Genomic DNA, 13,498 nt, shown 5'->3' with positions numbered 1-13,498 from the left:
CGGTGGCGGGCGTCGGGTGCGAAAGCGTCAGTCGTCACCCTGGAAGTAGCTGATCAGACGGAGCATCTCCAGGTAGAGCCAGACGAGGCTGACCACGATGCCGAACGCGGCCGTCCAGGAATAGCGGGCCGGCAGCCCCATCCGGACGCCGTCCTCGACCTCCTTGAAGCTGAGCACGAAGCTCAGCGAGGCGACCACGATGCAGACCAGGCTGAACCCGATGGCCAGCGGGCTGCCGTCGCGCAGGCCGGTGTTCACGCCGAACAGCGCGAGCACCAGGTTGATCAGCATGACGGCGAACAGGCCCGCCATCACGGCGATCATGCCCTTGACGAACTTGGGGGTGGCCCGGATGACGCGCGCCTTGTAGAGGATGGTCATCACGAAGAAGACGCCGAAGGTGGCGACCACGGCCTGGAGCACGATGCCCTGGTAGGCCGTTTCGTAGACCTTGCTGACCAGGCCGACGAACGCGCCCTCGACGATCGCGTACGCGACGACCAGCGCCGGGTTGGCGACCCGGGAGAACGAGATGATCAGCCCGAGGACCAGGCCGACCATAGCGGCGCCGATCCAGGCGACGCCGAGCACCGAATCCGGCACCAGGATCCAGGCGGCGGCGGCGGAGACGCCGAGGATCGCCAGGAGCGTGACGGTCTTGACGACGACGTCGTCGAGGGTCATCGTGCCGGACACCTGCGGGGCGACCGGGGAACCGGGCTGACCCGGGTACTGCTGGGGAACGCCGGGCTGTCCGTAACCGTACGGCCCGGGCTGGGCGTACCCGGCGGAGCGCTCCCGCTCGGCCGCCTGGCCGAGCCGGGCGAGCACCGGGTTCGAGGTCTTCACTGTCTCAGGCCTCCCTCAGGGGGTCAGTCGCACGCAAACGTGCACTCCCAGGGTAAACGGCCCGGTGCCAGCCGGTACGGCCGGGACGCTGTGGGAAAGCTGAGAGTGTGTGGTGCCCGGGGCGGGTCTCGAACCCGCACGCCTTGCGGCAGCCGCTTTTAAGGCGGCCGTGTCTGCCGTTCCACCACCCGGGCGAAAGCGCGTCACGTCGATGCGCGGCGGTGCAGTCCCACGGTAACCGGTCCGTGTCGCCCCGGCGTACCCGGCGACGCGAACGCCCCTGCCCGCTCCGGCGGGCAGGGGCGTTCGGTGTCGGAGCGGCGGTCAGGCCGCCCTGCTGGTGATCGGGATCGGCTGCGACGCCTCCGCGAACTCCTCCCGCGGGTCGTGCAGCTGACCGAGCGCGACCACCTCACGCTTGAGGAAGAAGGCCAGCGACCAGTCGACCACGACCCGGACCTTGCGGTTGAACGACGGGATCCGGCTCATGTGGTACGTCCGGTGCATGAACCAGGCCGGCCAGCCCGTCATCTTGATGCCGTACACCTGGGCGACGCCCTTGTGCAGGCCGAGGCTGGCCACGCTGCCGGCGTGCTTGTGCTTGTAGTCGACAGGCGGCCGGCCCCGGACCACCAGGGCGATGTTGTCGGCCATCCGGGCGGCCTGCCGCACCGCGTGCTGGGCGCTCGGCGAGCAGTAGTTGCCCGGCTCCTTGGTGAGGTCCGGCACGGCCGCGCAGTCACCGGCGCTCCACGCCCCCTCGACCACCCGGTCGCCGTCGACGACCTGGAGGGTGGGCAGGCAGGTGACCCGCCGCCGCTCGTCGCGGGGGAAGTCGGTGCGGTCCAGCATCGGCGACGGCTTCACCCCGGCCGTCCAGACGATGGTGTCGGAGCGGAAGCTGTCGCCGTCGGAGAGCTTCACCACACCGTCGACGCAGGACTCCAGCCGGGTGTCCAACCGGATGTCCATGTTCCGCTTGAGCAACTGCTGCACCGTGTAGGCGCCCATGTCCCGGTCGACCTCGGGCAGCACCCGCTGGGTCGCCTCGACCAGCACCCAGCGCATGTCGTCCGGTTCCAGCTCGGGGTAGTAGCGCAGCGCGTCCCGGGCCATGTCCTCCATCTCGGCCAACGCCTCGATGCCGGCGTAGCCGCCGCCGACGAAGGTGAAGGTCAACGCGGAGCGACGGACGTCGGGATCCGGCGTGGCGGCGGCCACGTCGAGCCGGTCCAGCACGTGGTTGCGCAGGTAGATGGCCTCACCGATGGTCTTGAAGCCGATCCCGTGCTCGTGCAGGCCCGGGATGGGCAGGGTGCGGGACACCGAGCCGGGGGCGACGACCACGTGGTCGTAGGGGATCTCCCGGGTCGGGCCGGAGATCGGCTGCACCACCGCGGTCTTGCGGCTGTGGTCGATCCGGGTCACCGCGCCCGCGACCACCTTGCACTTGCGCAACTCGCGCCGCAGCGGCACCACGGAGTGCCGGGGCGAGATGTTGCCGGCCGCCGCCTCGGGCAGGAACGGCTGGTAGGTCATGTGCGGCTGCGGGTCGACGACGACGACCTCGGCCTCACGGGAGCTCAGCTTCTTGGACAGGCGCAGAGCGGCGTACAGGCCCACGTGCCCGGCACCCACGACAAGGATCCGCTTCGGATTCACGTATCCATCTTTCCCCGGGCGGCTGCGGTAATACCCCTCGAGACCCCCATCTGTGACGGAGCACAACACCTGTGAGCTGCGCAACGTCGCGCTATCTGCGGCGCAGCAGCCAACCCAGCAGCCCGCTCAGACCCACCGCCACCAGCAGTCCGACCACCGTGGCGGTCTGGAAACCGTCATCCGGGCCGAGTTGCCCCGCCCGGGTCAGCAACACGCCGATCACCGCGGAGGCCAGCACCACCGCGCCGGCCCGGGTGAGCCAGCGCAGCACCACGTTCGGGTCGGTCACCCCGTCGTAGGGCAACACGGCCACCAGGGCGCAGAGGGTGTGCCCGAGGTAGAGCAGGGTCGCCACCGCCAGCAACCGCCACAACGCGATCGGGCGGTCGTAACCGGCCGAGGCGAACACCCAGCCGGCGACCGTGACCAGCGCGGCGAAGGTCGGCCAGACCCGGCGCGGGGCCACCGCCGGCAGCACCGCCACCACCGTCAGCGCGAGCAGCGACCGGGCCTGGAACAGCTCCACCGGGTACGCCAGCAGCAGGCCGGCCAGCACCACCAGGAAGACCGCCCCGCGCACCAGCAACGGCAGCAGCGCCACCCGACGCACCGCCGTGCGGGCCGCCCGGACCCGCTCCCGGGCCGCGTCCACCGGGCTCACCGGCCACCCACCCGGGGGGCGGTGGCCAGCCGGGCGACGTCCCGCAGCACCTGGTCCAGGCTGCCCGCGCCGGCCCAGCCCACCACCGGCACGCCGTGCTCCCGGAGCTGGGCGATCATCGTGTCCCGGTCCAGCCGCCACAGCCGGTACGCAACCGGTGCCCAGCCCCGGTCGCCGGGTGGGGCCAGGTCGGTCGGCAGGGTGTCCACCGCCACCACGAACCGTCCGCCCCGGGCCAGCCGGGCCAACATCTGCGCGGACCGCTCGTCGAGCAGCGGGGTGAGCACCACCACCAGCGCGTCGGCGGAGAGCACCTGCGGCCCGAACACCTGGTCGTACGGCTCGTGTGGGGAGGACTCGGCGTGCACGTCGAGCAGCCACTCCAGCACGGTCAGGTACTGCCGGCGGCCGGTCGCGGGGCGCAGCCGACGGGCCGCCGGGCCGTATTCCAGCAGGGCCACCCGGTCGCCCCGGTGCAGGTAGTGCTCGGCGATCGCGGCGGCGGCCCGGACGGTGGTGTCCAACACGGATGCCGCTCCGGCCACCCCGCCGGACCGCCCCGCCTCGGCCAGGACGTCGAGCAGGACGACCACCTCGGCGTCCCGGTCGGACAGGGTCGACGCCACGTGCAGTTGCCGGGTCCGCAGCGACACCCGCCAGTCGATGCGGCGCAGCCGGTCCCCCGGCCCGAAGACCCGCACCCCGGCCAGTTCCCCGCCCTCCCCCGGCCGGCGCGAGTGGTGCGCGCCGACCAGCCCGGCGGCCCGGGGCATCGCCTCCACCGCGTCGAACGGCTCGGTCTTCGGGTACACCCGCATCCGCACCGGTTCGGTGAGCACCGCACGGGAGACCAGCAGTCCGTCGGCGGCGGCGGCCCGGGCACCGGCCGGACCGACCGGGTGCCGCCCCCAGCGCAGCGCGGTGCCGGACAGTTCCAGGTCGACGGCGGTGCCGGTGGACAACGCCGTCACGAAGGGCCGGTCCATGCCGCCGGAGCGGCTGACATCCAGCTCGATGCCGCCGAAACCGACCCGCCGCACCGACAGCCACGGCGAGACGCGGGTCCGGACCACCACCACGTCGTACGGCACGGTGTCCGGATTGCCCACCGCCACCGCGCCGGCCAGGTCACCGCCCTCTACCAGCTGGGCATCCTCGGCGATGATCTCCAACTGTGGGGCGGCGGAGGGCCGGCGACGCAACGCGTACGCGGTGCCGAGCGCGAACGGGGTGGCCAGCACGACCAGGTCGACCCGGCCGAGCAGCACCGCGGCGATCAGCAGCAGCCCGGTGAGCAGCACCGCCCGGCCGAGCGCCCAGGTGGGCGACCAGCCCGCCGTCGGCTCCTGACGGTCCGGCACGACGATCAGCGCCCGGCCCGGCCGGCCGCGTAGCTGGGCAGCGCCCCACTGGCCGGGGCCGGGGTCTGCTCCAGCACCTCGCCGACCACGAACGACGGGTCGACCCGGCGCAGCCACATCTCCGGACGCAACGTGATCCGGTGCGCCAGCGCGGGGGCGGCCACCTCCTTCACGTCCTCCGGCACCACGTAGTCCCGGCCGGCGAAGACGGCCCGGACCCGGGCCAGCAGCAGCAACGCCAGCGAACCCCGGGGGGACGCCCCGACCAGCACCGACGGGTGTTCCCGGGTGGCCGCGGTGAGGTCCACGATGTACTTGCCGACGGAGTCCTCCACCACCACGTCCTCCAACGCGGCCTGCATGGCCCGCAGGGTTGCGGCGTCGACCACCGGCTCGATCTGCGCCTCCTCGCGGCGGCGGTCCATCCGGCGGCGCAGCACCTCCCACTCCTCGTCGCGCTGCGGGTAACCGAACGACACCCGCAGCAGGAACCGGTCGAGCTGCGCCTCGGGCAGCGGGTACGTCCCCTCGTACTCGATCGGGTTGGCGGTGGCCAGGACGTGGAACGGCTCGTCGAGCCGGTAGGTGACGCCCTCGACGGAGACCTGCTTCTCCTGCATCGCCTCCAGCAGCGCCGACTGGGTCTTCGGCGGGGTCCGGTTGATCTCGTCGGCGAGCAGCAGGTTGGTGAAGAGCGGACCGGCCCGGAAGGAGAAGTCGCCGGTGCGCTGGTCGTAGAGGAACGAGCCGGTGACGTCGGCGGGCAGCAGGTCGGGGGTGAACTGGAGGCGGCGGAAGTCCAACCCGAGGGCCTGGGCGAAGGAACGGGCGGTCAGTGTCTTGCCCAGGCCGGGCAGATCCTCCAGCAGCACGTGCCCGCCGGCCAGGATGCCGGCGAGGACCAGTTCCAGGGACTCCCGCTTGCCGACCACGACCGTGCCGACCGCGTCCAGCACCGCCCGGGCCAGGTGGCCGACCTCCGTGGCGGGAATGCTGCGGTCCACGTCGTTCATCAGATCTTCTCCAGTTCGGCGACGATCGCCGCGAGGTCGCGCGGCGACGGGGGACGGCGGGAGGGGGTCTCGAGGAAACTCCACAGCGGGTCCCCGAGCAGGGCCCGGGCCCGGGTCGGGTCGGCTTCCCTGGTCAGGCCGTGGCGTTGGCGCAGCCGCTCGTCGGCCAGCTCGCCGAGACGGGGCAGGATCCGCTCGGTGAACCGCTCCTGGTTGCCCGAGGACCAGTCCAGCGGTCGTTCCCAGCCGTTGATCGCGGCCCGCAGCGCGTCCCGGGCCGCCCAGTTGTAGGCGCCCGGCTCCTCACCGGCCGGGGTCCGGGCCCCGCTGCGGGGCGGGGGCGGCGGGGCCAGCGCGGCGGTGACCCGACGGACGGTGAGCACCGCCAGCACCCCCGCCACCACGATGCCGATCGACAGTTGCAGACCGACCGCGCGCAGGCCGACCAGGACCACGGCGGTCACCCCGGCGGTGGTCAGGAGCAGCCGGAACAGCCAGCGCACGCGCCCGCCCCGGGCCCGGCCGGACCGGGCCGACGGCTCCTCCTCGAAACGGAACAGGTCGTCCAGACCGGTCGACTCGCTCACCCCGACACCCCGCCGGACGGGTGGCGGGCGGTCACGCCGGCACCCCACCGGGTGCGGTGTGCTGGCGGGCGGTCACGCCGGCACCTGCGGGTCGGCCAGGGCGGTGAGTTCGCCACGCAGCCGGCGCAGCGCCCCCCGGGCCTGGTCCCGCATCCGGGCGTCGACGCTGCGGGTGGCGTAGCGGGCCTCGCGGTAGACGTGGGCGAAGCCGTCCAGCACGTCGGCGCTGGCGATGGCGGGCACCCCGGCGGCCGGGTCTCCCCGCAACAACCGGGTGACCAGGTCGGTCGGGGTGTCCCCGGTAAGCCTCGGCACGCCGGCCTCGGTGGCGGCCTCCTCCAGCCGCACCCAGCAGGCGATGACGGCGGTACGCGGGTCGGTGTCGGCGTCGTCCAGCTCCTCCAGGCCGGCGTCGAGCGCGGCCACCACCTCCCGGGCGGTCCCCTCGGCGGTACGCCGGGCCCGCGCGGCGGGCACCGCCCGGGTGGTCCGGCGCAGCGCGCCGCGCAGCAGCGTCCAGGCCAGGTAGCCCACGGCGGCCAGGATCGCCAGCCCGAGCAGGCCGAGCGCCGCCGTGGCGATCCACTGCGGAACACTCGCCCGGGTCTGCGCGGCGTCGGCACGGGGCTCGATCGGGATCGACGCGGCCGGCTCGGCGGACGGGTAATCCGGCACGTACGGGATGTTGTCGGCGGCCGGCGGGATACGGCTCGCGCCGATCGAGGAGTGCCCGGCGGAGAGCGCGGCGGCGAGCAGCAGCAGCGTCACCAGGGCGACGGGCCACCACCTGCGCAGTACGCCGAGGTCCATCGCCACCGCCCCACGCTGCTCAGTCCACCCCCGCGAGCTGTTTCGCCCGGGCGAACACGTCGTCCAGCATCTGTGTGGTCAACCGCTCGGTGAAGGTGTTCTGCTGGCTGACGTGGTAGCAACCGAGCAGATCGGGAGCGGCCGACCCGGACCAGTGTGCCCCATGGCCGAAGACCGGTCGCGGGCTGGGCGGTCGGACGCCGTACACCTGGCGTAGCACCGGCCACCACGCCGCCCAGGCGAACGCGCCCAGGGCGACGACCACCCGCATGGTGGGTCGGATCAGGGCCACCTCCCGGTGCACCCAGGGGGCGCAGGTGTCCCGCTCGGCCGGGGTGGGCTTGTTGTCCGGCGGGGCGCAGCGCACGGCGGCGAAGATCCGCACGCCGGTGAGGGCGAGGCCGTCGTCGGCGGCGACGCTGGTGGGCTGGTTGGCCAGCCCCGCGCGGTGCAGGGCGGCGAAGAGCACGTCGCCGGAGCGGTCGCCGGTGAAGACCCGCCCGGTCCGGTTGCCGCCGTGGGCCGCCGGGGCCAGGCCGAGGATCCCGATCCGGGGTTCGGACACCGGGCCGGGTGGGGTGGCGGACGGGCCCGCGCCGCCGCGCCCGGTGCGGTTGTCGGGGGCGCCGAAGCCGGGCACCGGGCGACCCCAGTAGTCCTGGTCGCGGAACGCGGCCCGTTTCGTCCGGGCGACCTCCTCCCGCCAGTCGACCAGGCGCGGGCAGGCGAAACAGTCGCTGACCGCCGCGTCGAGGTCGGCCAGGTCGGTCGCCCGCGCGGCGCGGGCGACCACCTCGGCGGGGGTACGGGACACGGTCGGCCTGGGCACCGTCAACGCCTGCGCCCGTCGGCTGACCGGCGCTCAGCCAAGCTTGGCCCGGAAGAGTTCGAGGGTGCGGGCCCAGGCGGTGGCGGCGGCCCGCTGGTCGAAGTTCTCCGGCCGGTCCTCGTTGAAGAACGCGTGCGCGGTGCCCGGGTAGTCGTAGGTCTGGCAGGTGCCGCCGGCGTTCTCCACGGCCCGGCGTACCGTCTGCACGCCGTCGGCGGCGGACAGTCCGTCGGCCTCTGAGCAGTGCACGACCGCCGCCTTACCCGCGTAGTCGGTCCACTCGGTGGGCATCCCGTCCCACGGCAGCCGGGGGTAGAAGGCGGCGGTGGCGACGATCCGCTCGGCGCGGGTGGCCGCCCACAGCGCCAGGCTGGCACCGGCGCAGAACCCGGCGCACCCCACCTTGCCGGTCACCTCGGCCCGACCGGCGAGGTATTCCGCCGCCCCGGCGATGTCGGCCGCCGCCTCGTCCATCTGGGTGCTGTTGAGCATCTGCCGGGGCTCACTGGGCTTGCTGGCCGGCTGGCCGTGCCGGAAGTCGGGGGCCAACGCCACGAAGCCGGCCTCGGCGAACCGGTCCACCACCGAGCGGATGTGCGGCACGAGACCCCACCAGTCCTGGATGACGATGACCGCCGGGCTGGCCGTCGCACTGGCCGGTACCGCGAGATACCCCTCGCCGGTCCCTGCGTTCCGGCGGTAACTCACCATCTCGCCCATCGGCCCGTCCTCCTGTCGGTCAGTCATCGTCGGCTGGTCGCAGGGCGTTCCTACGTGTCGGTAGCCTGCCACGCCGTACGCGTGCCGGGAAGATGCCAGAACAGTGGCATATACCTCGCGTTCATCGAACGGTGGCGTGCAACACGCCGACGGCGGCGCGGGAATCCCGCGCCGCCGTCGGCTGATCGTCGTACGGACCGGTCAGGCCCTGTCGGTCACGCCTTCTTGGTGAGGCAGAGCAGGTAGCCCTTGCCGCCCGGGGCGATGTTGTAGAAGACGTAGCCGTCCTCACCCTCCTTGATGTACTGCTCGCACGCCTTACCGGTCTTGGCCTGCGCCTCGGTCTGCTCCTCGACCCGGCCGACCACGTTGTAGACGGCGTCGGTCGAGGTGCACTTGACCACCTTGGCGTCGCTGACCGACTTCTCCTGCGTGCCGGTCACCTCCGGCAGCTCGGCGATGCAGTCACCGGCCTTCGCCTCGGCCGTCTCGTCGGGGTTGAGGAAGTTGCCGATGGCATTGGCGACGCCGAACTTCAGCGCCGCGATCACCAGGAAGGCGACGATCGCGCCGACGATGCCGAGCACCTTCTTCGCCCCGCCACCCTTCGGTTCCGTCGGCTGCGCGGCGGTGGCCGGGGTGACCGGTTCGGGCTGGGCCACCTGCTCCGCCTGCGGCGCGGGGGACGATGCGACCTGCTCTGACACTGAATTTCCTTCCGAGGGGCGAATGAGCAGACGACAACGTAGCGACGAAGATCAGCGCGTGCTGCCCCGTTCCCCTCGTCCGTTCAGCCATTTCCCAGCAACGGCAGGTCAGCCGGTGGCGGTGGGCAGGGGCACCCCCGCCGGCCCGGACACCGAGGGCGACGCGACCGGCACCGATCCCGTGGGTACGGGGTTTCCCGGCGCGGTGGCTGTCGGCGCAACACCCGGCGCGGTGGCCGTCGGCGACCCGCCGGGGCTCACGCCGGACCCGGGCGGGAGCGGGGCGACGGCCGGCGGACGCGGCCGGAACGGCGCCTGCTGCGGGCAGTACGGGTAGCCGCGCTGCACCGGGTTGACGTCGGGCAGGGCCGGATCGTCGCAGGCCGGCCAGCCCAACCGGATCGGGGTGCCGTTCTGGTCGAAGAGCCGGGCGTTCTCCACCAACCGCCCTTCGCTGTCGTAGACGTAGACGTCCTGCACCTGGTCGTACGGGTTCTGCACGGAGGTCGTCTCGTAGCCGTAGCCGTAGCCGGAGCGGGCCTGGTCGTCCACGTTCGCCACCGCGGCGATCGCGAACAACGCCAGCACCGCCGAACTGGCGTGCAACGCCCAGCGCCGCCAGGACCGCAGCTCGGGGGTGCGCCGACCCAACCAGACGGAGCCGCACACCAGGCCGGCGAAGACCAGCAGGCCGACGAACGCGTGGCCGTCGAGCCGGGGCAGCAGGCCGAGCGGCCCGTCGGTGCTGAGCGCGGTGAGCATCATCGCGACCAGGTAGGCGCGGGCCACCCACCACGCCGGGCGCAGCAGCCGCAGGAACTCCCCCGCCGTGTCGTGACCGAACAGTGGGCCGAGCCGGGCGTCGACCCGATCCACCCGGGCCCGGGCACGCCCCAGCATGGTGGCGATCCGCCGTTCCAGCGCCCGCCGGCCGGCCGCCGGGTCACCCGCCCCGGCGGCGGCGCGCAACTCCGCCGCGTACGCCTCGGGGGTGCCCAGCCGGTCGACCAGGGAACCGTCGGCCTCGGCGGCCACCTCGGCGAGGTGTTCCGGAAGGTCCTCGGTCAGCTCCTCGCGTACCTGCGGTGGCAGGTCGGCCAGGGCGGTCCGCACCCGCTCGACGTAGTCCGTTATCTCCTGCCCAGTGACGGTCATGCCGCCATCCCCCGATCGTCGAGCAGCTGGTCCATCGTCGTCGCGAACGCGCGCCAGGTCTTGCCGGAGCGGGTGAGCTGGTCACGGCCGGCGGCGTTGAGCGCGTAGTACTTGCGGTGCGGGCCGGCCTCGCTCGGCACGACGTAGGTGGTGAGCAGGCCGGCAGCGAAGAGTCGGCGCAGGGTCCCGTAGACCGACGCGTCGCCGACCTCATCCAGCCCGGCCTCGCGCAGCCGGCGCAGGATGTCGTAGCCGTACCCGTCGGAATCCCGCAACACGGCCAACACGGCCAGGTCGAGCACACCCTTGAGTAGTTGTGTGGTGTCCACGCATCACACACTACTGCGCACTGCGCACTACCGTCAACAACGCCATACCCCACCCCCGTCCTCATCTCCCACCCCCACCCACCCCACCCCCACCCCGCCCCAGCCCTCACCCTCGGCTCACCCCAGCCCCGGCCCATCCCCCGCCCCGACCCTCACCCCCGGCCCCCGGCCCCCGGCCCTCGCCCCCGACCCCGGCCCTCGCCCCCGACCCCCGACCCCGGCCCGGTGATCAAGAGATTCGCGTCATCCCCACCCGGATTTCCGACGCAAACCTCTTGATCACCACACCCTCGGCCCGGTGATCAAGAAGTTTGGGTCGTTCTCGCCGGGAAATTTGACGCAAAGCTCTTGATCACCGGGCTCGATGTCGAGCGGAGGGGAGGGAGGGGGGAGGGGGAGGGGGAGGGGGAGGGGGAGCGTGGGGGTCAGCTGGGGGTGGGGTGCTGGCTCCAGGCGATGCCGTCGAGGATGTCGTGTTCGGAGGCGACCACCGAGGACATCCCGGCCCGCTCCATGATCACCTTGAGCACCAGGGCACCCGCACCGATCACGTCCGCCCGGCCCGGGTGCATCACCGGGATCGCCAACCGCTGCGCGGCGGTCCGGCCCAGCAGGTCGGCGGTCACCCCGGCCACCCGCTCGTACGGCACCCGCGCGTGGTGGATGCGCTCGGGGTCGTACTCCTGGAGGTCCTGGGCGATGGCGACGACGGTGGTGACCGAACCGGCGAGCCCGACCAGTGTGGCTGCCTCCCGGCCGGGGACGGCGGCGAGCGCCCGGTCGACGGCGGCGGCGATGTCGGCCTGCGCGGCGGCGACCTCGGCGACGGTCGGCGGGTCGCCGTGCAGGTGCCGTTCGGTCATCCGGACGCAGCCGATGTCCACCGAGATCGCCGCCTGCACCCCGGAGTCGCGGGTGCCCACCACGAACTCGGTCGAACCGCCGCCGATGTCCACCACCAGGTACGGCGGCTCCGCGTCGGCGGGCAGCCCCCGGACCGCGCCGGTGAACGACAGCCGGGCCTCCTCGTCGCCGGTGACCACCTCGGGCGCGACGCCCAGGGTCTGCTCCACCATGGCCCGGAAGTCGGCCGCGTTGCTCGCATCCCGGGACGCCGAGGTGGCGCACATCCGCACCCGGTCGACGCCCAGCTTGTCGATCTCGGCGGCGTACCCGGCGAGCGCCACCCGGGTCCGCTCGATCGCCTCCGGGGCCAGCCGGCCGGTCCGGTCGACGCCCTGACCGAGCCGGACGATCTCCATCCGGCGGGCCAGGTCGACCAGTGGGGCCTGCGGCCCGGCCGACGGGTCGGGCAGGTCGGCGACCAGCAGGCGGATGGAGTTGGTCCCGCAGTCGATGGCGGCCACACGCGTCGTCACGGCAGCAACCCTACGGCAGCAGTCGCCCGCGCACGGCAGCGCCGACCCGACGCCCGACCGCACCGCCCCGACGCACGGCAGCACCGACAGGGTGCCCGGCAGCGCCAACCGCACCCGGCAGCGCCTGCCGGGCCGGCGGCGGTCACCGTCGCCGGCGCCGACGCCACAGCAGCCACGGCACCCAGGGCAGCACGGCGAGCAGCACCAGCAGCGCCACCAGCGGCGCGCGCCACCACGGGTCCACCGTCGCCGGTGGCGGGTCGGTGGGCGCGGAGACCCACGGGCGGGCGGTCTTCGACCACGCCAGGAAGGCGTCACCGATCGGGAGCAGCCCGAAGGCGTACCGGCGGGTGTGCGGGGTGTCCAGCGGAAAGCCGACCAGTTCGCCGTAGTTGGCCAACGCCCCGGCCAACGCGTCGTCGCCCTGCACCTGGGCCGCACCGAGGGTCACCACGGTGGCGGAGAAGCTCACCCCGAGCGGCAGCGGTCCCGAGTCGACGTCCCCCGGTCCGTCCAGGCCGCGCGGGTACTCCCGCACCGCCGGGCCGAGCCTCAGTGGCGACACCACGAAGTCGGTGCGGAAGCGCAGGTACTGCTCGCGGGCGAAGGTCGGGTCGATCTCCGGCAGGAACCGCTGGATGACGCTCTGCGAGGTGCCCCGGGCCACCTCGGCCGGTGCTCCGGTGCCCGGGTCGACCCGGTGTGGCAGCAGACCGGTACGCGGGTCGAGGCGCTGGCGTACCCCGTCCAGCCAGCGGCCGGTGGTCGGCGCGAAACGCGGCGGTAGCAGAGCGTCGTGCAGCCGCAGCGAGGCCACCGCCACCATCGAGTCGACCGGCCACGCCTGCCCCGGATAGGCGGCGAGGTACGGCGTGGGAGAGGCGTCGAACGCGGCGGCCAGGGTCGCCGACGCCTCGGCGAACCGGCGCACCTCGGCCGGGTCCCGCTCCGACTCCGGTTGCAGGGCGAGCACCCCGCCGCGCAGCCAGTTCGTCCAGCCGGCGTGGAAGACGCCGTACGCCGGGGTCAGGTCGCGGCTGAACGGGGCCGTGCCGGCCGGTGACTCCAGCCGGGCCAGCGCCCACCGGGCCTCCCGCAGCGCCTCGTCACGTCCCTGCGGCGGTTGCCGCAGGCCGGTCTCCACCCGGGCCAGCCCGTACAGCGCGTGGGCGAAGAACCAGCCCTCCGGGAACATCGCCTGGGCGTCCTCGCCGGCACCGTCGTCCAGTTCGGCCCGCAGGTAGTCGAGTTGCCGGTCCACCCCGGGCGGCTGGCGGTCGACGCCACCGGTCGCCGGGGCGATCAGCCGGGCGATGCCGACCAGGGCGAACAGGGTCACCAGGGCGGCGAGCACCGCGCCCAACCGGCGCACGATCGTCACCGACCCAGGGTGGCGGGCCGGGTCAAGACCGGCCGGGGCCGCACCTTCGGGCCGC

General features: G+C 73.5%; 14 protein-coding genes and 1 tRNA gene. All 15 read right to left on the bottom strand.

The features are described 5' to 3' along the window. Window positions 1–27 precede the first annotated feature (27 nt). The 15 genes from AB0C22_RS19780 to AB0C22_RS19710 all read right to left on the bottom strand — a co-directional run bounded on the left by AB0C22_RS19780 (window position 28) and on the right by AB0C22_RS19710 (window position 13,443). Window positions 28–849, bottom strand: coding sequence for a Bax inhibitor-1/YccA family protein (locus AB0C22_RS19780; RefSeq protein ID WP_219467221.1), 822 nt, complete (start codon window positions 847–849; stop codon window positions 28–30). Window positions 850–959: 110 nt separating this feature from the next. Then, window positions 960–1,043 (bottom strand) — tRNA-Leu (locus tag AB0C22_RS19775). Window positions 1,044–1,173: 130 nt separating this feature from the next. Further along, a complete protein-coding gene (locus AB0C22_RS19770; RefSeq protein WP_208568539.1) occupies window positions 1,174–2,511 on the bottom strand; it encodes an NAD(P)/FAD-dependent oxidoreductase in 1,338 nt (445 codons plus the stop codon). A 91-nt stretch (window positions 2,512–2,602) separates the two neighbouring features. Next, on the bottom strand, window positions 2,603–3,163 hold the full coding sequence (locus tag AB0C22_RS19765; protein ID WP_219470682.1) for a hypothetical protein: 561 nt from the start codon (window positions 3,161–3,163) through the stop codon (window positions 2,603–2,605). A 5-nt stretch (window positions 3,164–3,168) separates the two neighbouring features. Then, entirely contained in the window at window positions 3,169–4,539 is a 1,371-nt protein-coding gene (locus AB0C22_RS19760) for a DUF58 domain-containing protein (RefSeq protein WP_357536355.1), read from the bottom strand. Next, window positions 4,539–5,546 (bottom strand): MoxR family ATPase, encoded by a 1,008-nt coding sequence (locus tag AB0C22_RS19755; RefSeq protein ID WP_208568540.1) that lies wholly within the window; start codon window positions 5,544–5,546, stop codon window positions 4,539–4,541. The genes AB0C22_RS19760 and AB0C22_RS19755 overlap by 1 nt, the downstream gene beginning before the upstream one ends. Then, the gene (locus tag AB0C22_RS19750; RefSeq protein WP_357019853.1) at window positions 5,546–6,133 is read right to left on the bottom strand and encodes a hypothetical protein; all 588 of its coding nucleotides are present in this window, start codon (window positions 6,131–6,133) and stop codon (window positions 5,546–5,548) included. The genes AB0C22_RS19755 and AB0C22_RS19750 overlap by 1 nt, the downstream gene beginning before the upstream one ends. 72 nt (window positions 6,134–6,205) lie before the next feature. Then, window positions 6,206–6,943 carry a DUF4129 domain-containing protein gene (locus AB0C22_RS19745; protein ID WP_219470678.1) on the bottom strand — a complete coding sequence of 246 codons (738 nt, stop codon included), beginning with the start codon at window positions 6,941–6,943 and terminating at the stop codon, window positions 6,206–6,208. A 19-nt stretch (window positions 6,944–6,962) separates the two neighbouring features. Continuing rightward, complete coding sequence (locus AB0C22_RS19740) at window positions 6,963–7,772, bottom strand: uracil-DNA glycosylase (protein ID WP_357536269.1); 810 nt, start codon at window positions 7,770–7,772, stop codon at window positions 6,963–6,965. A gap of 33 nt (window positions 7,773–7,805) precedes the next feature. After that, a complete protein-coding gene (locus AB0C22_RS19735) occupies window positions 7,806–8,492 on the bottom strand; it encodes a dienelactone hydrolase family protein (protein ID WP_208568659.1) in 687 nt (228 codons plus the stop codon). A 215-nt stretch (window positions 8,493–8,707) separates the two neighbouring features. Continuing rightward, window positions 8,708–9,199 carry a hypothetical protein gene (locus AB0C22_RS19730; protein ID WP_255597890.1) on the bottom strand — a complete coding sequence of 164 codons (492 nt, stop codon included), beginning with the start codon at window positions 9,197–9,199 and terminating at the stop codon, window positions 8,708–8,710. A gap of 108 nt (window positions 9,200–9,307) precedes the next feature. Continuing rightward, on the bottom strand, window positions 9,308–10,354 hold the full coding sequence (locus AB0C22_RS19725) for a hypothetical protein (protein ID WP_357536266.1): 1,047 nt from the start codon (window positions 10,352–10,354) through the stop codon (window positions 9,308–9,310). Continuing rightward, complete coding sequence (locus tag AB0C22_RS19720) at window positions 10,351–10,683, bottom strand: PadR family transcriptional regulator (protein ID WP_219467211.1); 333 nt, start codon at window positions 10,681–10,683, stop codon at window positions 10,351–10,353. Before AB0C22_RS19720 ends, AB0C22_RS19725 begins: the two co-directional genes overlap by 4 nt. A 425-nt stretch (window positions 10,684–11,108) precedes the next feature. After that, a complete protein-coding gene (locus AB0C22_RS19715; RefSeq protein ID WP_219470674.1) occupies window positions 11,109–12,050 on the bottom strand; it encodes a Ppx/GppA phosphatase family protein in 942 nt (313 codons plus the stop codon). 154 nt (window positions 12,051–12,204) lie between these two features. Continuing rightward, entirely contained in the window at window positions 12,205–13,443 is a 1,239-nt protein-coding gene (locus AB0C22_RS19710; RefSeq protein WP_357536264.1) for a hypothetical protein, read from the bottom strand. Window positions 13,444–13,498: the final 55 nt, after the last annotated feature.

It is taken from the genome of Micromonospora sp. NPDC048894 (assembly GCF_040649765.1).
Lineage (GTDB): Bacteria > Actinomycetota > Actinomycetes > Mycobacteriales > Micromonosporaceae > Micromonospora > Micromonospora antibiotica.
This window is presented reverse-complemented; position numbering and strand designations above follow the sequence as displayed.

Excerpts from the sequence above, each read along its gene's own strand:
- AB0C22_RS19725 (WP_357536266.1), bottom strand. The coding sequence starts at position 10,354 with ATGACCGTCACTGGGCAGGAGATAACGGACTACGTCGAGCGGGTGCGG.
- AB0C22_RS19745 (WP_219470678.1), bottom strand. The coding sequence starts at position 6,943 with ATGGACCTCGGCGTACTGCGCAGGTGGTGGCCCGTCGCCCTGGTGACG.
- AB0C22_RS19755 (WP_208568540.1), bottom strand. The coding sequence starts at position 5,546 with ATGAACGACGTGGACCGCAGCATTCCCGCCACGGAGGTCGGCCACCTG.
- AB0C22_RS19735 (WP_208568659.1), bottom strand. The coding sequence starts at position 8,492 with ATGGGCGAGATGGTGAGTTACCGCCGGAACGCAGGGACCGGCGAGGGG.